The organism is Streptomyces sp. NPDC044003, from assembly GCF_056435185.1.
Genome location: NZ_JBWKFA010000001.1, coordinates 1 through 18,338 on the forward strand (window position 1 = coordinate 1; position 18,338 = coordinate 18,338).

Genomic DNA, 18,338 nt, shown 5'->3' on the forward strand with positions numbered 1-18,338 from the left:
CCACCCCGAAGGGCTTCATCGTTCGACTTGCATGTGTTAAGCACGCCGCCAGCGTTCGTCCTGAGCCAGGATCAAACTCTCCGTGAATGTTTACCCGTAATCGGGTCAGACACTCGCGTTGAGCGGGACAGTCAGGCCGGAATATGGCCCGCTGTCCACAGCGTCCTCGCTGTAGTGTGCCACCCCGAGGGGTGGACTTTTTCAAAGGAACCTCGACCATCCGAAGATGGACGGGGTATCAACTAATCTGGCGTTGATTTTTGGCACGCTGTTGAGTTCTCAAGGTGCGGACGCTTCCTTCGTTCCTGTTTCCAGGCCCTCCGGGCGCTTCCTTCGTTTCCGACTCTATCAGATCTTTCCGATCCGATTTCCTCGGTGCTTTCCGGTCCCGAATTTGTTTTTCTTCGAGGCCTTCCGGCGTGTTCCGACTTTATCAGAAGTTCTGAGTCGGATTTCCCGCCTCCCGGTTCGTCCTCCGGGCGCACGTCGGCGCCGGGGACTTCCCGATCTGGCGGAGCCGTAAACGTACTGGAGCGGGGCGCCCCGATGCAAATCGAGGGGCCCCGCTCCGGTGTCGCGCTGGTCAGGCGGCTCAGACCTCCACGACGACCGGGAGGATCATCGGGCGCCGGCGGTAGGTGTCGGAGACCCACTTGCCGACGGTGCGGCGGATCAGCTGCTGGAGCTGGTGGGGTTCGACGACGCCGTCCTGGGCCGACTTGTTGAGGGCCTGGTCGATCTTCGGGATCACCGCGTCGAAGGCGGAGTCCTCGATGCCGGAGCCGCGGGCGTGGATGTTCGGGCCGCCCACGATCTTGCCGGTGGAGGAGTCGACCACCAGGAAGACCGAGATGATGCCTTCCTCGCCGAGGATGCGGCGGTCCTTGAGGGAGGTCTCGGTGACGTCGCCGACCGAGAGGCCGTCCACGTACACATAGCCCGCCTGGACCTTGCCGGTGATGCGGGCGCGGCCGTCGACCAGGTCGACGACGACGCCGTCCTCGGCGATGACGATGTGGTCCTTGGGGATCCCCGTCATCGCGCCGAGCTCGGCGTTGGCGCGCAGGTGGCGCCATTCGCCGTGGACCGGCATGAGGTTCTTCGGCTTGCAGATGTTGTAGAAGTACAGCAGCTCGCCGGCCGAGGCGTGGCCCGAGACGTGGACCTTGGCGTTGCCCTTGTGGACCACGTTCGCGCCCCAGCGGGTCAGGCCGTTGATCACGCGGTAGACCGCGTTCTCGTTGCCCGGGATGAGGGAGGACGCGAGGATCACCGTGTCGCCGGGGACGATACGGATCTGGTGGTCGCGGTTGGCCATGCGGGACAGGGCCGCCATGGGCTCGCCCTGGGAACCCGTGCAGACCAGCACGACCTCGTCGTCCGGCAGGTCGTCGAGGGTCTTCACGTCCACGACGAGGCCGGCCGGGACCCGGAGGTAGCCCAGGTCGCGGGCGATGCCCATGTTCCGGACCATCGAGCGGCCGACGAAGGCGACCCGGCGGCCGTACTCGTGGGCGGCGTCGATGATCTGCTGGATGCGGTGCACGTGGCTGGCGAAGCTGGCCACGATGATGCGCTTCGGGGCGTTCGCGAAGACGTTCCGCAGGACGTTCGAGATGTCCCGCTCCGGCGGGACGAAGCCCGGGACCTCGGCGTTCGTCGAGTCGGACAGGAGGAGGTCGATGCCCTCCTCGCTGAGCCGCGCGAACGCGTGGAGGTCGGTCAGGCGACCGTCCATCGGGAGCTGGTCCATCTTGAAGTCGCCGGTGGCGACGGCCATGCCCGCAGGGGTGCGGATGGCGACGGCCAGGGCGTCCGGGATGGAGTGGTTGACCGCGACGAACTCGCAGTCGAAGGGGCCCAGGTTCTCGCGGTCGCCTTCCTTCACCTCGAGGGTGTAGGGGCGGATGCGGTGCTCCTGGAGCTTCGCCTCGATCAGGGCGAGGGTCAGCTTGGAGCCGATGAGCGGGATGTCCGGCTTCAGCCGGAGCAGGTAGGGGACGGCACCGATGTGGTCCTCGTGGCCGTGCGTGAGCACGATGCCCTCGATGTCGTCGAGGCGGTCCCGGATGATGGTGAAGTCCGGCAGGATCAGGTCGATGCCGGGCTGCTCCTCCTCGGGGAAGAGGACGCCGCAGTCGACGATCAGCAGACGGCCGTCGAACTCGAAGACCGTCATGTTGCGGCCGATCTCACCGAGGCCACCGAGCGGGATGACGCGCAGGCCGCCCTTGGGCAGCTTCGGCGGGGCGCCGAGTTCAGGATGCGGATGACTCAAAAGACTCTCCTCACCATGCGCGCCACGTACCGGTCGGGCACGTGGCGCGCATGACAATCGTGCACTTGCTGTTGTCAGTGTTCAGTTGTGAAGTCTGTTGTCAGAGTTCTACCCCGCCGGCGGCCAGGTCGACCTTGAGCTGGTCCGTCTCCTCCGGGGAGAGCTCGACGAGCGGCGGGCGCAGCGGGCCGGCCGGGAGGCCCTGGAGGGCGAGGGCGGCCTTGGTGGTCATGACGCCCTGGGTGCGGAACATGCCGGTGTAGACCGGGAGCAGCTTCTGGTGGATCTCGGTGGCCTTCTGGACCTCGCCGCCGAGGTGGGCGTCGAGGAGGGCGCGGAGCTCCGGGGTGACGAGGTGGCCGACGACGGAGACGAAGCCGCAGGCGCCGACGGAGAGCAGCGGCAGGTTGAGCATGTCGTCGCCGGAGTACCAGGCGAGGCCGGAGCGGGCGATGGCCCAGCTGGCGCGGCCGAGGTCGCCCTTGGCGTCCTTGTTGGCGACGATGCGCGGGTGCTCGGCGAGGCGGACGATCGTCTCGGTGTCGATCGGGACGCCGCTGCGGCCGGGGATGTCGTACAGCATGACCGGGAGGCCGGTGGCGTCGGCGATGGCCGAGAAGTGGCGGTACAGGCCCTCCTGCGGGGGCTTGTTGTAGTACGGCGTCACGGCGAGCAGGCCGTGGGCGCCGTCGCGCTCGGCGGTGCGGGCCAGTTCGATGGAGTGGTGGGTGTCGTTGGTGCCGATGCCGGCCACGACGTGGGCGCGGTCGCCGACCGCCTCCAGTACCGCTCGTACGAGCTCCGATTTCTCCGCGTCGCTGGTGGTCGGGGACTCGCCGGTGGTCCCGTTGATGACGAGGCCGTCGTTGCCCGCGTCCACCAGGTGGGTGGCGAGTCGCTGGGCGCCGTCGAGGTCGAGTGCGCCGTCCGCCGTGAAGGGCGTGACCATGGCGGTGAGGACCCGCCCGAAGGGGGTCTGCGGAGTGGAGATCGGAGCCATGGGTAACACGCTACTCGCTGCTCAGCGCCTGGTGTCCCTTAGGGGGACAGGAGAAAGGGAGCCCGGCGCTGCCTGCTCGGGGGTTCAGGCAGCGCCGGGTCCGTTTGATCAGCCTAGATGAACTTCGTGAAACGTCGCAATACGGACACTTCGCATCGTGTGTTCGGACATGTGTGCCGTACCGGAGTGCACAGTCGTCCAAACGCCTGCGACCTCGCCCACGACCGCGTCCTCCTGGAGGATGAGATACGGCCGCTTTGATGAAAAAGGGCACCAAAACGTCGGTTCCGTCGTCTGTACCTGTGACGCATGACGACAAATGAGGAGAGTGGCTCTGATGTTCCGCCGGCGAGAGGCCGTACCGTTCGCGTTCGTCGCGGAGACCGACCACTTCCGCAGTAACGTCACTCCACCGCCCAGGGAGCGCCTCAGCGCCTCGCAGATCGTGGGTCGCAGCCTGCTCGGGCTGACCGTCGTGGCCGGGCTCGTCGGGTCCCTGATCTTCGGGATGCCCTCGCTCCAGTCGGGTGACTCGGCCACTCGTCAGCAGCAGTCCGAGGCGTCCGACAACCGCTGAGGTAGCCTCACCGGGCACTGCCCCTTCGAGCGTGCTTGTGAGTGAGGACCTGTCGTGCCCCTGCCCTTTCTGACGGCCGACCGTGCTTTTGACACGACCGACCAAGTCGCCCTGCCGTTCGACGACCACGATCAGTGGCGCCGTCCGTACCGGCCGGGCTCGTGGCGGGTGGGGGCGGCGGCGCTCGCGCTGCTGCTCGCCTCGTTCGTCCTGCTCGCCGCCGTGATCATCGCGTTCGCCGGTGCCTTCGACGGCGCGGGCGTCACGTTCGGCATCGCCGCGCTCGTCATCGTGGCCGCCCTGCGGATGCTCCGCATGGGCACCTGGGTGAGCCGCGCCGGCGTGCGGCGCGTGGGCTTCCTCTCGACCGTCACCGTGCCCTGGGCGAAGGTGACCTCCGTACGCACCACCCAGCAGCCGGTCCGCTGGCTGGGACTCCCCCGTACCGTCCAGGGCCAGGCCCTGGTGCTCGACCGGCAGGGTGGTGAGCAGCTGATGCTGCTCACCGACCACAACGCCGACTTCCTCTCCCGTGTCGAGGCCTTCGACCGGGCGGCCGACACGGTCGAGGCCTGGAACGCCGAGTACGGCACGGCCCCGGCCGCTACGCGCTGACCGGACGCCCCTCGTGGAGCGCGATGGCCCGCTGCATCGCCTTGCGGGCCCGGGGGGTGTCCCGGGCGTCGTGGTAGGCCACCGCGAGCCGGAACCAGCAGCGCCAGTCCTCGGGTGAGTCCTCCGTCTCGGCCTTGCGCCGGGCGAAGACCTCGTCGGCCGAGTCCCGGAGGATCCGGCCGCCCTCCGTGCGCTTCAGCTCGTCGACGGGCAGGCCGCCCTCGGCCTCCAGCTCCGCGGCCAGGCGGTTGGCCCGGCGCGCGAAGCTGGTGTTCTTCCAGAGGAACCAGCCGCCGACGGCGGGCAGCAGGAACGCCACGGCGCCCATGCCCATGGCGGCCGGCTCGCCCGTGAGGAGGAGCAGGACGCCCTCCATCGCCACCACGCCGAAGACGAGGACGAGCACGGTGGCCAGGAAGACGTACGTGATCTTTCCGCCCATGACCGTCAGCCCAGGTCCAGGAAGTGCTCCAGGCCGAAGGTGAGGCCCGGAGTGGTGGTCACGCGGCGGGCGCCCAGAAGGATGCCCGGCATGAAACTGGAGTGGTGCAGGGAGTCGTGCCGGACGGTGAGGGTCTCGCCCTCGCCGCCGAGCAGCACCTCCTGGTGGGCCAGCAGGCCCCGGAGGCGTACGGCGTGCACGGGGACGCCGTCGACGTTCGCCCCGCGCGCCCCGTCCAGGGCGGTGGTCGTGGCGTCGGGCTGCGGAGCGCAGCCTGCCTTCGACCGGGCCTCGGCGATCAGCTGGGCGGTGCGGGTGGCGGTGCCGGAGGGGGCGTCCACCTTGTTCGGGTGGTGCAGTTCGACGACCTCGACCGACTCGAAGTACGGGGCCGCGATCTGCGCGAACTTCATGGTGAGGACCGCGCCGATGGAGAAGTTCGGCGCGATGAGGACGCCGGTCGCCGGGGAGGCGGCGAGCCAGCCCTTCAGCTGCGCGAGGCGGTCCTCGGTCCAGCCGGTGGTGCCGACCACCGCGTGGATGCCGTGGCGCACGCAGAAGTCGAGGTTCTCCATCACGGAGTCCGGGGTGGTCAGCTCGACGACGACCTGGGCGCCCGCCTCGGTGAGCGCCTCCAGACCGTCGCCGCGGCCGAGGGCCGCGACCAGTTCCATGTCCTCGGCGGCCTCGACGGCCCTGACCGCCTCGGAGCCGATGCGGCCCTTGGCTCCGAGGACCGCCACGCGCAGCTTGCTCATTGCTCTTCCTTAGGGGACTTGTCGATCAGGAGACCGCTTGGTGGAGGCGGTCCGCCTGCTTGTCCTTCAGCGGGCCGATCACCGACAGCGAGGGCCGCTGCTCCAGTACATCGCGGGCGACCTCGCGGACCTCGTCCGGGGTGACCGCCGCGATCCGGGTCAGCATGTCGTCGACCGACATCTGGGTGCCCCAGCACAGCTCGCTCTTGCCGATGCGGTTCATCAGCGCGCCGGTGTCCTCGAGGCCGAGCACGGTCGAGCCGGAGAGCTGCCCGACGGCGCGGGTGATCTCCTCGTCCGTGAGGCCGTCGGAGGCGACCTTGTCGAGCTCGTCCCGGCAGATCTTCAGGACGTCGTGGACCTGGCTGGGCCGGCAGCCCGCGTACACCCCGAAGAGGCCGCAGTCGGCGAAGCCCGAGGTGTACGAGTACACGCTGTAGGCCAGGCCGCGCTTCTCGCGGACCTCCTGGAAGAGGCGCGAGGACATCCCGCCGCCGAGGGCGGTGTTCAGCACGCCGAGGGCCCAGCGGCGCTCGTCGTTGCGGGCCAGGCCCGGCATGCCGAGGACCACGTGGGCCTGCTCCGTCTTGCGGTTGAGGAGCTCGACACGGCCCGCCGTGCGGAGGGTGCGCGCGCCCTCGCGGGGGGCGACCGGCCGGGCGTCGGTACGGGTCAGGGCGCCGGCCTTCTCGAAGGCGCGGCGGACCTGGCGTACCACCGTGGCGTGGTCGACGTTGCCCGCGGCGGCGACGACCAGGTGGGTCGGGTCGTAGTGCTTCTTGTAGAAGCGGGCGATCTGGCCGCGGCTGAGCGCGTTGATCGTGTCGACGGTGCCGAGGACCGGGCGGCCCAGCGGGGTGTCGCCGAACATCGTCTGCGCGAACAGCTCGTGCACGACGTCACCGGGGTCGTCCTCGGTCATCGCGATCTCTTCGAGGATGACGCCGCGCTCGGCGTCCACGTCCGCGTCGAGGATGAGCGAGTCGGTCAGCATGTCGCAGACGACGTCGATCGCCAGCGGCAGGTCGGTGTCGAGGACCCGGGCGTAGTAGCAGGTGTACTCCTTCGCCGTGAAGGCGTTCATCTCGCCGCCGACCGCGTCGATCGCGGCGGAGATGTCGAGGGCGGACCGCTTGTGGGTGCCCTTGAAGAGGAGGTGCTCCAGGTAGTGGGTCGCGCCGTTGAGTGTCGGGGTCTCGTCGCGGGAGCCGACGTGCGCCCAGATGCCGAAGGTGGCGGAGCGCACGGAGGGGAGGGTCTCGGTGACGATCCGCAGGCCCCCGGGGAGGGTCGTACGGCGGACGGTGCCGATGCCGTCCTTGCCCGGGAGAAGCGTTTGGGTACGGGCGACGGCCCGCCCCTCCGAAGAGGGGCGGGCCGTCGCGCGGGAACTACGGGACGTCACTTGGCAGCGTCGTCCTTGTCACCCTCGGCGTCCTCGTCCGCGATCACGGGGATCAGGGAGAGCTTGCCGCGCTGGTCGATCTCGGCGATCTCGACCTGGACCTTGGAGCCGATCGCGAGCACGTCCTCGACGTTCTCCACGCGCTTGCCACCGGCGAGCTTGCGGATCTGCGAGATGTGCAGCAGGCCGTCCTTGCCCGGGAGCAGGGAGACGAAGGCACCGAAGGTGGTGGTCTTGACGACCGTACCCAGGTAGCGCTCGCCGACCTCCGGCATGGTCGGGTTGGCGATGCCGTTGATCGTGGCGCGGGCGGCCTCGGCGGCCGGGCCGTCGGCGGCACCGATGTAGATGGTGCCGTCGTCCTCGATCGTGATCTCGGCGCCGGTGTCCTCCTGGATCTGGTTGATCATCTTGCCCTTGGGGCCGATGACCTCACCGATCTTGTCCACGGGGATCTTGACGGTGATGATCCGCGGGGCGTTCGGGGACATCTCGTCCGGCGTGTCGATCGCTTCCATCATCACGTCGAGGATGTGGAGGCGGGCGTCGCGGGCCTGCTTGAGGGCCGCGGCCAGGACGGAGGCCGGGATGCCGTCCAGCTTGGTGTCGAGCTGGAGGGCGGTGACGAACTCCTTCGTACCGGCGACCTTGAAGTCCATGTCGCCGAAGGCGTCCTCCGCACCGAGGATGTCGGTGAGGGCGACGTAGTGCGTCTGGCCGTCGATCTCCTCGGAGATCAGACCCATGGCGATACCGGCGACGGGGGCCTTCAGCGGCACACCGGCGTTCAGCAGCGACATGGTGGAGGCGCAGACCGAGCCCATCGACGTCGAACCGTTGGAGCCGAGGGCCTCGGACACCTGACGGATCGCGTAGGGGAACTCCTCGCGGGTCGGGAGGACCGGCACGAGGGCGCGCTCGGCGAGGGCGCCGTGGCCGATCTCGCGGCGCTTGGGCGAGCCCACGCGGCCGGTCTCGCCGACGGAGTACGGCGGGAAGTTGTAGTTGTGCATGTAGCGCTTGCGGGTCACCGGGGAGAGGGTGTCCAGCTGCTGCTCCATACGGAGCATGTTGAGGGTGGTGACGCCCAGGATCTGGGTCTCGCCACGCTCGAACAGCGCCGAGCCGTGCACGCGCGGGATGGCCTCGACCTCGGCGGCGAGCGTACGGATGTCCGTGATGCCGCGGCCGTCGATGCGGACCTTGTCCTTGATGATGCGCTCGCGGACCAGCTTCTTGGTCAGCGCGCGGTACGCACCGGAGATCTCCTTCTCGCGGCCCTCGAAGGCCGGGAGGAGCTTCTCGGCGGCGAGCTCCTTGATGCGGTCGAGCTCGGCCTCGCGCTCCTGCTTGCCGGCGATGGTGAGCGCCTGGGCGAGCTCACCCTTGACGGCGGCGGAGAGCGCCTCCAGGACGTCGTCCTGGTAGTCGAGGTAGACCGGGAACTCGCCGGTGGGCTTGGCGGCCTTGGCGGCGAGGTCCGACTGGGCCTTGCAGAGGACCTTGATGAAGGGCTTCGCGGCCTCGAGACCGGCGGCGACGATCTCCTCGGTCGGCGCCTCGGCGCCGCCCTTGACGAGCTCGATCGTCTTGTCCGTGGCCTCGGCCTCGACCATCATGATCGCGACGTCGCCGTCCTCCAGGACGCGACCGGCGACGACCATGTCGAAGACGGCGTCCTCGAGCTCGGTGTGCGTCGGGAACGCGACCCACTGGCCCTTGATCAGGGCGACACGGGTGGCACCGATGGGGCCGGAGAAGGGCAGGCCCGCCAGGATCGTGGAAGCGGAGGCGGCGTTGATCGCGACCACGTCGTACAGGTGGTCGGGGTTGAGCGCCATGATCGTCTCGACGATCTGGATCTCGTTGCGCAGGCCCTTCTTGAAGGAGGGGCGCAGCGGCCGGTCGATCAGGCGACAGGTGAGGACGGCGTCCTCGGAGGGGCGGCCCTCCCGGCGGAAGAAGGAGCCGGGGATCTTGCCGGCCGCGTACTGCCGCTCCTCGACGTCCACCGTCAGGGGGAAGAAGTCGAGCTGGTCCTTGGGGCGCTTCGAGGCGGTGGTCGCGGAGAGGACCATCGTGTCGTCGTCCAGGTAGGCGACGGCGGAGCCGGCGGCCTGCTTGGCCAGACGGCCGGTCTCGAAGCGGATGGTGCGGGTACCGAAGGCGCCGTTGTCGATGACGGCCTCGGCGTAGTGGGTCTCGTTCTCCACTATGGGTTTCTCCTACGTGTTCGTCTTTGCGTCCTTCGGCCCGTGTGGCCGGGGACGGTGTGCGACGGGGGCGGAGAAGCTCGCCTAGGGTGCGGGCCGGTCTTCGATCGAAGCACCCGGGCATTCGTTTCCGGGGGCCACTACCGAGGACCGGCGGCTGGCCGGCGGCTTCACGCTCGTCGTATGGGGTTGTGCGACCAGACTAAGTGCCGATGCGCACTTTGTGCACGTACAGCAAAGGGAGCGGCCCCCTGAAAGTGGGAACCGCTCCCTCTACGGCGTCTTACTTGGCGCCGCCGGCCGCACCGCGGCGGATGCCGAGGCGGTCGACCAGCGTACGGAAGCGCTGGATGTCCTTCTTGGCCAGGTACTGCAGCAGGCGGCGGCGCTGGCCGACCAGGATCAGCAGACCACGACGGGAGTGGTGGTCGTGCTTGTGCTGCTTGAGGTGCTCGGTCAGGTCCGAGATGCGGCGGGACAGCATCGCGACCTGGACCTCGGGAGAGCCGGTGTCGCCCTCCTTGGTGCCGAACTCGGCAAAGATCTGCTTCTTGACAGCGGCGTCGAGAGCCACGCGGTTCTCCTCTAGGTGTTCGTGCGCCCGCGAGTGCCCCTGGTCTGGGTCTCAGGGGAAGCTTCCGTGACTTCACGGGCGAAGGTCCGATGGGCGCAGCTTCCAGAGGCTTCCGAGTGATCTCGGGGGCTTTCCGGGAGCGCGTACACAAACGGCCGTCACACAGCGTACCAGGGCGGCGGAGCGGTCCGTCGCCCGGTGCCTCACTTGCTGGTGAGGGAGCGGACCCGGGTGAAGACGTCGAGGACGGCGAGGGCGAGCGGGACGAGGGAGAGCAGGACGAAGCCCTCGGCCAGGTCGAGCAGCCGGCCCCAGAAGGGCGAGAGGCCCTTCCTCGGGATGATCAGGCCGATCGCGGTGATCAGCGCGGCGCCGGCGGCGACGGCGGCGGTCAGCCAGATCGTACGGATGTCGAGGCCGCCGCGGTCCCCGTACATGAGGAGGTCCTTGACCAGGTCGGCCGGCGGGTTGAGGGAGAGGCCGAGGACGAGCAGCGCGATGGCGGCGATGCCGGCGACGAGGACGCAGGCGACCTGCGAGGTGTACCGGAAGAGGCGGGCGCGCAGCAGCATCGCGAGGCCGGCGGCGAGGGCGAGGAGCTGGCCCCAGACGTTCCCGGCGAAGCCGAGGACGGCGGCGGTGCCGACGACGACGGCCGCGCAGCCGCCGACCAGGCCGAGGAGCATCTCGTGGCCGCGGCGGGCCTGGAGCGCGATGCGCTCGCCGTCGACGGGCTGCGCCTCCTCGCCGTGCTGCGGGTCGCCGAGGAACTCGTCGTCGGTGGCGCTGCGCGGGGCGGCGTAGCCGATGGGGAGGCGGGCGAAGCGGGCGGAGAGACCGGGCAGGAAGGCGACGAGGCCGATGGCGACGGGGGCGCAGGCGGCGGCCGCCTCGGTGGCGCTGGCCTCCGTGAGGATCATCAGGAAGGTGGCGAGGGTGCCGACGCCGGCGAGGAAGGTGGCGGCCACGAAGGGGGCGTCACCGCTGGGGGTGAGCGCGACGAGGGCCACGGAGGCGACGAGGACGGTGACGCAGCCGAGCAGGAACTGCAGGCGGCCGGGGCCGTGGCCGGCGTCGGCGGCGATGATGCCGGAGCCGGCGATGAGGAGCAGCGGCAGGGCGCCGAGGCCGAGGGCGACGGCGGTCGCCCGGTCCGCGTAGACGCGGGCGCGGACGCCGGCGAAGGCGGTGAGGAGGAGGCCGGCGGCGCCCGCGATGATCCCGGGGAGGCTGTGCATGTCGTGGCGGACCGGGTCGGCGAACCAGAGGACGAAGCCCATGAGGACGAGGAGCAGCACGCCGCCGAGGAGTCCGGCGCCGCGCAGCAGTTCGTCGCTCCACAGGTGCCGGTCGCGGGTGACGGCGGAGGCGACGGCGTCGGACACGTCGTCGTAGACGGCCGGCGGCAGCGACTGGGCGAAGGGGCGCAGGGAGAGCACCTCGCCGTCGAGGACCTGCTGGGCGGCGAGCGTACGGGCGCCGTCGAGGACCGAACCGTCGCGGCGGACCAGGTGGTAGCCGGTCGGGGTGCCGGCCGCCTGGGTCTGGCCGGTGAGGCGCAGGATCTCCGGGTAGACGTCGGCGACGGCGATGTCCTCGGGGAGCGCGACGTCGATGCGGCTGTCCGGCGCCACGACGGTGACGCGGCAGAAGCCGGTCGTTGCGGTCGTACTCACGTGTGTGGACCCCCTGGTTCGCGGTTGCGCCCGTCTGGATTCGCGGCCCCTCGCGATCTGATTCGCGGTTGCGCACGATGCGCGCGCCACCCTACCGGGGACGGCCGGTGGGGGCTGCAAGTAGGATCGCCGTCCCATGGGGGAAGTCCGCGCGCTCGGCTGCCGACAGGGGCGGCGTGCGGATGCTCCCGCCACGAGCCCGCCTCCAACGAGGGATTGATGCGCCGGTGAGCCAGATCGTCGTCAAACGCCCGCCGAGGTCTCTTCCTCCGGAAGTGCCCGGTGAGGAACTGGTCCTGGAGTCTCCGCCGGAACTTCCGCGGGGGCAGCAGGAGTCGGCGTTGATGCAGCTCCTGCCGATGCTCGGCATGGGTTCTTCGGTCGTCTTCTTCTTCATGACGCCGTCTCCGATCATGCGGATCATGGGCACGCTGATGCTGGCGTCGACGGTCGCGATGGCCGTCGCCCAGTTCGTGAGATTCCGTCGCGGTACGCAGGGGCAAATGGCCGATGTCCGCCGCGACTACCTCAAATACCTCGCGCAGACCCGGCGTACGGTCCGGCGCACGGCGCGCAGGCAGCGGGACGCGCAGCTGTATCTGCACCCCGCCCCGGAACAGCTGTGGTCGGTGGTGGCCGAGGGTTCCCGGGTGTGGGAACGGCGGGTCGGCGACCATGACTTCGGGCAGGCGCGGATCGGCCTCGGGGCCCAGCAGTTGGCGACGCCGCTCGTGGCGCCGGACACGGCTCCGGTGGACGAGCTGGAGCCGCTGTGTGCGGGTGCGATGCAGCAGTTCCTCGCGGTGCACGGCACGTTGGACGGGCTGCCGATGGCGGTCTCGATGCGGGCCTTCTACCACGTGACGGTGTCGGGCGAGCCGGAGTCGGCGCAGGCGGCGGCGCGGGCGCTCGTGGCGCAGCTGGTGACGCTGCACTCCCCCGACGACCTGATGCTCGCCGTGGTGGCGGCCCGGCCGGCGCAGGAGCGCTGGGACTGGACGAAGTGGCTGCCGCACACCCAGGTGCCGGGCCAGGTCGACGGGGCCGGCACGAAGCGTCTGTTCGGCGACGACCTCGGTGAGCTGGAGAACCTGGTCCGCTCGAAGCTGGACGGGCGGACCCGGTTCTCCCGGGAGAGCCAGCCGGTGCTCGACCAGCCGCACGTGGTGGTCGTGCTCGACGGCGGGATGGTGCCGCCGGACTCGATGCTCGCGGCCCCGGAGGGCCTGCAGGGCGTGACGATCGTCGAGGTCGTCTCCGGTGAGCTCGACGAGCCGCGCGGCGGCCTCTCGGTGGTGGTACGGCCGAGCCGGCTGCGCCTGGAGTCGGGCGGCGGTTTCGCGTACGAGGGGCTGCCGGACGGCATCTCGCTGCCGGCGGCCGAGGCGCTGGCCCGGCAGCTGGCGCCGCTCCGGATGGGCGGCGGGGACGACGACGAGCCGCTCCTCGCCAACCTGGACTTCACGGATCTGCTGAACCTGGGCGACGCGGCCTCGGTGGACGTGGCGCGGACCTGGCGGCCCCGATCGGTGGCCGAGCGGCTCCGGGTGCCGATCGGTGTCGGCGAGGACGGCCAGCCGGTCATGCTGGACCTGAAGGAGGCGGCGCAGGAGGGCATGGGCCCGCACGGTCTGTGCGTCGGCGCGACGGGTTCCGGAAAGTCGGAGCTGCTGCGCACGCTGGTGCTCGGTCTCGCGGTGACGCACTCCTCGGAGACGCTGAACTTCGTCCTCGCGGACTTCAAGGGCGGCGCGACCTTCGCGGGCATGTCGCAGATGCCGCACGTGGCGGCGGTCATCACCAACCTGGCCGACGACCTGACGCTCGTGGACCGCATGGGCGACGCGATCCGCGGCGAGCTCCAGCGGCGGCAGGAGCTGCTGCGCTCGGCGGGCAACTACGCCAACATCCACGACTACGAGAAGGCGCGGGCGGCGGGTGCTCCCCTGGAGCCGCTGGCCTCGCTGGTCCTGGTGATCGACGAGTTCTCCGAACTCCTCACCGCCAAGCCCGACTTCATCGACATGTTCATCCAGATCGGCCGCATCGGCCGTTCGCTCGGCGTGCATCTGCTGCTCGCCTCGCAGCGCCTGGAGGAGGGCAAGCTCCGCGGCCTGGACACGTACCTCTCGTACCGGATCGGTCTGCGGACCTTCTCGGCGGCGGAGTCGCGCACGGCGATCGGTGTGCCGGACGCCTACCACCTGCCGTCGGTGCCGGGTTCGGGCTATCTGAAGTTCGGCACGGACGAGATGACCCGCTTCAAGGCGGCGTACGTCTCGGGGACGTACCGGACGGGCGGGCCGCGTCTGGAGATCGGGCAGATGCCGGTGGAGCGGCGGCCCGCGGTGTTCACGGCGGCCCCGGTGCCGGTCGTGTACGCGGCGCCGGACCCGGCCTATCTGACGGCGCAGCGCAGCGAGGAGGACGACGCGCTCGCGGACACCGTCCTCGACGTGATCGTGCGGCGCCTGGAGGGCCAGGGGGTGCCGGCGCACCAGGTGTGGCTGCCGCCGCTCGACCAGGCGCCCTCGCTCGACCAGCTGCTTCCGGGGCTCGCGCAGACCGCGGACCGGGGGCTCACGGCGACGGAGTACACGCGTCAGGGCGCGCTCACCGTGCCGCTCGGGCTCATCGACAAGCCCTTCGAGCAGCGGCGCGAGGTGCTGTACCGGGACTTCTCCGGCGCGGCCGGTCACATGATGGTGGTCGGCGGTCCGCAGTCCGGCAAGTCGACGATCATGCGGACGCTCGTCTCCTCGTTCGCGCTCACCCACACGCCGGCCGAAGTGCAGTTCTACTGCCTGGACTTCGGTGGTGGCGGCATGGTGTCGCTGGCCGATCTGCCGCACGTCGGCGGGGTGGCGTCCCGGCTCGACCCCGAGCGGGTGCGCCGGACGGTCGCGGAGGTCATGGGCGTCCTGAACCGGCGGGAGGAGTTCTTCCGCGCCCACTCGATCGACTCGATCGCGACCTACCGGCGCAAGCGGGCGGCGGGCGAACTGCCCGGCGAGGCCTGGGGCGACGTCTTCCTGATCGTGGACGGCTGGGGCAGCTTCCGCAACGACTACGACATGCTGGAGCCGATCGTCTCCGACATCGCGGCGCGCGGTCTGGGCTACGGCATCCACGTGGTGATCACCGCCGCCCGGTACATGGAGGTGCGCGCGGCGCTCAAGGACCAGATGCTGGGCCGCCTCGAACTGCGGCTCGGTGACGTCATGGACTCCGAGTTCGACCGGAAGGTCGCGGCGAACGTGCCGACCGGTGTGCCGGGCCGTGGCCAGGTGCCGGAGAAGCTGCACTTCATGGGGGCGCTGCCGCGCATCGACGGGTCGGGCTCCTCGGCCGACCTGGCGGACGGCACGGCGGCGTTCGTCCAGGCCGTGAAGGCGAGCTGGACCGGGGCCCCGGCTCCGGCGGTGCGGCTGCTGCCGCGCAAGCTGCCGGCGGAGCAGCTGCCGAAGGGCTTCGAGTACCCGCAGCACGGCATCGCGATCGGCATCGACGAGACGAACCTGGAGCCGGTGTTCGTCGACTTCGAGTCGGATCCGTTCTTCCTGATCTTCGGCGAGAGCGAGTCCGGCAAGACGGCGCTGCTGCGGCTGATCGCCAAGCAGCTCTGCGAGCGGTACACGCCGGAGCAGGCGCGGATCGTGGTCGGCGACTACCGGCGGACGATGCTGGAGGCCGTGGCGCCCTCGCACCTCCTGGAGTACGCGCCGATGGCCTCGGCCATGCAGATGCACATGGACGCGGTCAACACGGTGATGACGAAGCGGGCGCCGAAGCCCGACATCACGCCGCAGCAGCTGCGCGACCGCAGCTGGTGGTCGGGTCCCCAACTGTTCGTCCTGGTCGACGACTTCGAGCTGGTGGCCACCAACTCGGGGAACCCGCTCGCGGTCCTGGTGGAGAACCTGCCGTTCGCGCGGGACGTCGGCATCCGGTTCATCGTGGCGCGCAGCCAGGCGGGCGCCTCACGCGCGATGTACGAGCCGTTCATGCAGCGGATGCGGGAGCTGGGCGCGCAGGGCGTGATCCTCTCCGGCGATCCGCAGGAGGGCGACATCCTCGGCAGCGTCCGGGCGCGGCCGATGCCTCCGGGCCGGGGCACGTTCGTGTCGCGCAAGCGGGGGACGCCGCTGGTGCAGCTGGGCTGGCTGCCCGAACAGCACTGAGCTCGCCGAACGGCGCGAAGCCGGCCGAACAGCGCGGAGCTCGCCGAACAGCCCGGAGCGGAGCGGTCCCTCCCACTAGTGTGGGAGGGACCGCTCGACCACCGCGAAGGGAAGGCGCCGATGACCGACGCCCACGAGACCACCACCGAGAGCGCGGACGCCGCTCTGGCCGCCGAGAAGGAGCGCCAGAAGGAGGAGCTGTACGCGCTCGACATCTCCGGCGTCGCGTGGGAGGGCGCCCCGGGGACGAGCCCGGACGAGGAGCGCGTGGAGATCGCCCGGCTGCCCGAGGGCGCGGTGGCGATGCGCTCGTCCCTCGACAAGGACACGGTGCTGCGCTACACGAAGGCCGAGTGGGACGCGTTCGTCCTGGGGGCCCGTGACGGCGAGTTCGATCTGCGCTAGCGGACATGCGTGAGGGGGTGGCCCGTCGGAACGGGCCACCCCCTCACGCGTGCTTGCAAGGACTCACATCATGCGGAAACGGGCCGCGTTGCCCTTGTCGGTGTCCTGGTAGCCGGCGACCGACTCGTCGAGGAGCTGGGCGATGCGCGCCAGGTCCTGGTTCATGCCGGCCATGTCGCGGGTCAGGCGGTCCTGGCTCTCGCGGTAGGCGATCTTCGCCTCGCCTTCCCAGTTGGAGGCGACGCGGTTGACCTCGGCCATGAGGTCGTCGAGCTTCTGCGTGAGCGTGCTGGAGGTGAGGCGGGTGTCGGCCGCCGCCTGCGTCACGGTGTCGTAATTGACCGCAGTGGTCATGGTGTTGACTCCTCGGGTGAGAGTGGCGCGGAGGACTGGTCGGGTCGGACGGCTCAGATGCCGAGGATGGCGCTCTGGCCACCCGAGGCGCCGGCACCGGAGCTGTTGTCCATCTGACGGAAGGACCGGAGACGGTCCTCCTCCTCCTGCGAGAACCCGTCGGCGCTCATGCGCATGATCTCCTCGAGCTTCGAGAGCTCGGCGCGCATGCTGCGCAGGCGCTGGTTCAGGTCGTTCTGGACCCGGTCGTACTCCTTGCTCGCAGCGCCCTGCCAGCCCGCCTGAACGCGGTCCACCACGCCGTTGAGGGAGGTGATGCGGGCCTGGAGCTCGTCGGAGAAGTCCTGGATCCGGCCGGCGAGCTTGACTTGTTCGGCACTGGTTACGTTCAGGTCTTTCGACATCTTGCCCCTTCTTCCTTCGGTGGCTGCGACGGACGGGCCGTCGGGCCTTCCGGTCTTGATGCGGACGGGAATCTTCTGATGCCGCCCCCGTGCTGGGTTCGCACTGCCGTGCCCCCAGCGGTCACTGTAGCCATTGACGGCGGCAGTTCCAACTGCAAAGGGAGCTCCCGATACTTGACCGATACGCGCGTCATCGGGCCTCCCTTCTGCGGCGGCTGTCGCGGATCACGGTGGCGGTCCCGGCGACCACGGCCACCAGGACACCTCCGATCCCCAACGCATAGGTGGCGAGCCGTTCGGAGCGCTCCTGGGGCGTCTCCGACAGCGCCAACCGGGCCGGCTCGGGAGCCGGCGGCTTGGGCGGGCCCGGGTCGGGCACGGGCGAGGAGGCGGGCGTCCCGGGCTGGTCGGCGAGTGCCCGTACCGGGTCGACCACTCCCCAACCGACGTGCTTGTCACGGCCGTTGACGGAGCGGACGGCGGTCTGCTCGATGCGGGTGACGATCTGGGCCGCGGTCCACTCCGGGTACTTGGCGCGGAGCAGGGTCGCGACGCCGGCGACGTACGGGGCGGAGAAGCTGGTGCCGTTGTCGACGCACTGTCCGCCGCCGGGGACGGTGGAGACGATGTCCACGCCGGGGGCGGCGACGCCCACGAAGTCGCCGGACTGGGAGAAGGCGGCGCGTTCGTTGTTGCGGTCGGAGGAGGCGACGGCGAGGACCCCGGGGAAGGCCGCGGGGTAGGTCTTCTTGGACTTTCCGTCCATGCCGTCGTTGCCCGCGGAGGCGACGACGACGACGTCCTTCGCGATCGCCTGGGCCACCGCCCTGCCCATGGGCGAGTCCGGGGTCAGCGGCTGGGTGGTGTCCTGCGAGATGTTGATGACCTTGGCGCCCTTGAGCACGGCGTAGTCGATCGCCTGGGCCATGGTGTCGGACTTGCCGCTGTTCTTCTCGTCGTTCTGCCGGATCGGGATGATCGTGGCCTCGGGGGCGAGGCCGACGAAGCCGGTGCCCTTGCCGGGGCGGGCGGCGATGATGCCCGCGACCTTGGTGCCGTGCCCGACCTCGTCGACGGTGCCGTCGGTCTTGCCGCGCTTCTCGTCGCCGTAGGAGGGGTTGTTCTTGTCGGGCTTGAGGTAGTCCTTGCCCGACTTGGCGTCGACGGCCTTGCGCAGCTGAGGGTTGACGTCGTCGACGCCGGTGTCGATGACGGCGACCCGGACGCCCTTGCCCTTGGTGTCCTGCCAGAGCTCGTCGAGGAGGACCCGCTGGAGCGGCCAGGGGGTGCCCTCGATCTGCTTCTTCATCGGGAAGGTGCACTCGCCGCTGCCGTCGAGTGCCGGGCCGTCCCGGCGCGGCCGGTCGGGTGCGGCGACCGCGGCGGGCGCGGCGAGGAGGGCCGTGAGGGTGCCCGCGGCGAGCAGGGCGACCGTGCGGTGCGTCGTCGTCACCGG

Annotated in this window: 15 protein-coding genes and 1 rRNA gene; 4 read left to right on the forward strand and 12 right to left on the reverse strand. The window is 70.1% G+C overall.

Annotated features, from left to right (window positions below; translation table 11 throughout):
- The 3 genes from AC07AW_RS00005 to dapA form a co-directional block, all read right to left on the reverse strand.
- Positions 1 to 87 (reverse strand): 16S ribosomal RNA (locus tag AC07AW_RS00005); the annotation flags it as partial.
- Between the two features lie 505 nt (positions 88 to 592).
- Positions 593 to 2,278 (reverse strand): ribonuclease J, encoded by a 1,686-nt coding sequence (locus tag AC07AW_RS00010; protein ID WP_392157043.1) that lies wholly within the window; start codon positions 2,276 to 2,278, stop codon positions 593 to 595.
- A 100-nt stretch (positions 2,279 to 2,378) separates the two neighbouring features.
- Complete coding sequence (gene dapA / locus AC07AW_RS00015; protein ID WP_478813274.1) at positions 2,379 to 3,278, reverse strand: 4-hydroxy-tetrahydrodipicolinate synthase; 900 nt, start codon at positions 3,276 to 3,278, stop codon at positions 2,379 to 2,381.
- 337 nt (positions 3,279 to 3,615) lie between these two features.
- Here dapA and AC07AW_RS00020 point away from each other — a divergent pair, with 337 nt between their 5' ends.
- A complete protein-coding gene (locus AC07AW_RS00020; protein WP_478813275.1) occupies positions 3,616 to 3,855 on the forward strand; it encodes a hypothetical protein in 240 nt (79 codons plus the stop codon).
- Positions 3,856 to 3,909: 54 nt separating this feature from the next.
- Positions 3,910 to 4,470 carry a hypothetical protein gene (locus AC07AW_RS00025; protein WP_478813276.1) on the forward strand — a complete coding sequence of 187 codons (561 nt, stop codon included), beginning with the start codon at positions 3,910 to 3,912 and terminating at the stop codon, positions 4,468 to 4,470.
- Here AC07AW_RS00025 and AC07AW_RS00030 read toward each other — a convergent pair.
- The 6 genes from AC07AW_RS00030 to eccD form a co-directional block, all read right to left on the reverse strand.
- Complete coding sequence (locus tag AC07AW_RS00030; RefSeq protein ID WP_369146850.1) at positions 4,460 to 4,912, reverse strand: hypothetical protein; 453 nt, start codon at positions 4,910 to 4,912, stop codon at positions 4,460 to 4,462. The two genes, AC07AW_RS00025 and AC07AW_RS00030, sit on opposite strands and share 11 nt — an antisense overlap.
- A 5-nt stretch (positions 4,913 to 4,917) precedes the next feature.
- Positions 4,918 to 5,670: a 4-hydroxy-tetrahydrodipicolinate reductase gene (gene dapB / locus AC07AW_RS00035; RefSeq protein WP_478813277.1), complete on the reverse strand. Its 753-nt coding sequence runs from the start codon at positions 5,668 to 5,670 to the stop codon at positions 4,918 to 4,920.
- A 25-nt stretch (positions 5,671 to 5,695) separates the two neighbouring features.
- Entirely contained in the window at positions 5,696 to 7,075 is a 1,380-nt protein-coding gene (locus tag AC07AW_RS00040) for a M16 family metallopeptidase (protein WP_478813278.1), read from the reverse strand.
- Positions 7,072 to 9,288, reverse strand: a complete 2,217-nt coding sequence (locus tag AC07AW_RS00045; RefSeq protein WP_478813279.1) for a polyribonucleotide nucleotidyltransferase — start codon at positions 9,286 to 9,288, stop codon at positions 7,072 to 7,074. Before AC07AW_RS00045 ends, AC07AW_RS00040 begins: the two co-directional genes overlap by 4 nt.
- Before the next feature lie 283 nt (positions 9,289 to 9,571).
- On the reverse strand, positions 9,572 to 9,862 hold the full coding sequence (gene rpsO, locus AC07AW_RS00050) for a 30S ribosomal protein S15 (protein WP_189806146.1): 291 nt from the start codon (positions 9,860 to 9,862) through the stop codon (positions 9,572 to 9,574).
- A gap of 203 nt (positions 9,863 to 10,065) precedes the next feature.
- Complete coding sequence (gene eccD / locus AC07AW_RS00055) at positions 10,066 to 11,538, reverse strand: type VII secretion integral membrane protein EccD (protein ID WP_478813280.1); 1,473 nt, start codon at positions 11,536 to 11,538, stop codon at positions 10,066 to 10,068.
- Between the two features lie 227 nt (positions 11,539 to 11,765).
- On the opposite strand from eccD, the gene eccCa reads away from it, so the two are divergent.
- Positions 11,766 to 15,719: a type VII secretion protein EccCa gene (eccCa, locus tag AC07AW_RS00060; protein WP_478813281.1), complete on the forward strand. Its 3,954-nt coding sequence runs from the start codon at positions 11,766 to 11,768 to the stop codon at positions 15,717 to 15,719.
- A 120-nt stretch (positions 15,720 to 15,839) separates the two neighbouring features.
- Positions 15,840 to 16,124, forward strand: a complete 285-nt coding sequence (locus AC07AW_RS00065; RefSeq protein WP_478813282.1) for a DUF397 domain-containing protein — start codon at positions 15,840 to 15,842, stop codon at positions 16,122 to 16,124.
- Positions 16,125 to 16,187: 63 nt separating this feature from the next.
- Here AC07AW_RS00065 and AC07AW_RS00070 read toward each other — a convergent pair whose 3' ends face one another.
- From AC07AW_RS00070 to mycP, 3 genes are all read right to left on the reverse strand, one after another.
- Positions 16,188 to 16,478, reverse strand: a complete 291-nt coding sequence (locus AC07AW_RS00070; RefSeq protein ID WP_017235850.1) for a WXG100 family type VII secretion target — start codon at positions 16,476 to 16,478, stop codon at positions 16,188 to 16,190.
- A gap of 53 nt (positions 16,479 to 16,531) precedes the next feature.
- Positions 16,532 to 16,882: a WXG100 family type VII secretion target gene (locus AC07AW_RS00075; protein ID WP_478813283.1), complete on the reverse strand. Its 351-nt coding sequence runs from the start codon at positions 16,880 to 16,882 to the stop codon at positions 16,532 to 16,534.
- A gap of 190 nt (positions 16,883 to 17,072) precedes the next feature.
- Positions 17,073 to 18,335, reverse strand: coding sequence for a type VII secretion-associated serine protease mycosin (gene mycP, locus AC07AW_RS00080; RefSeq protein WP_478813284.1), 1,263 nt, complete (start codon positions 18,333 to 18,335; stop codon positions 17,073 to 17,075).
- Positions 18,336 to 18,338: the final 3 nt, after the last annotated feature.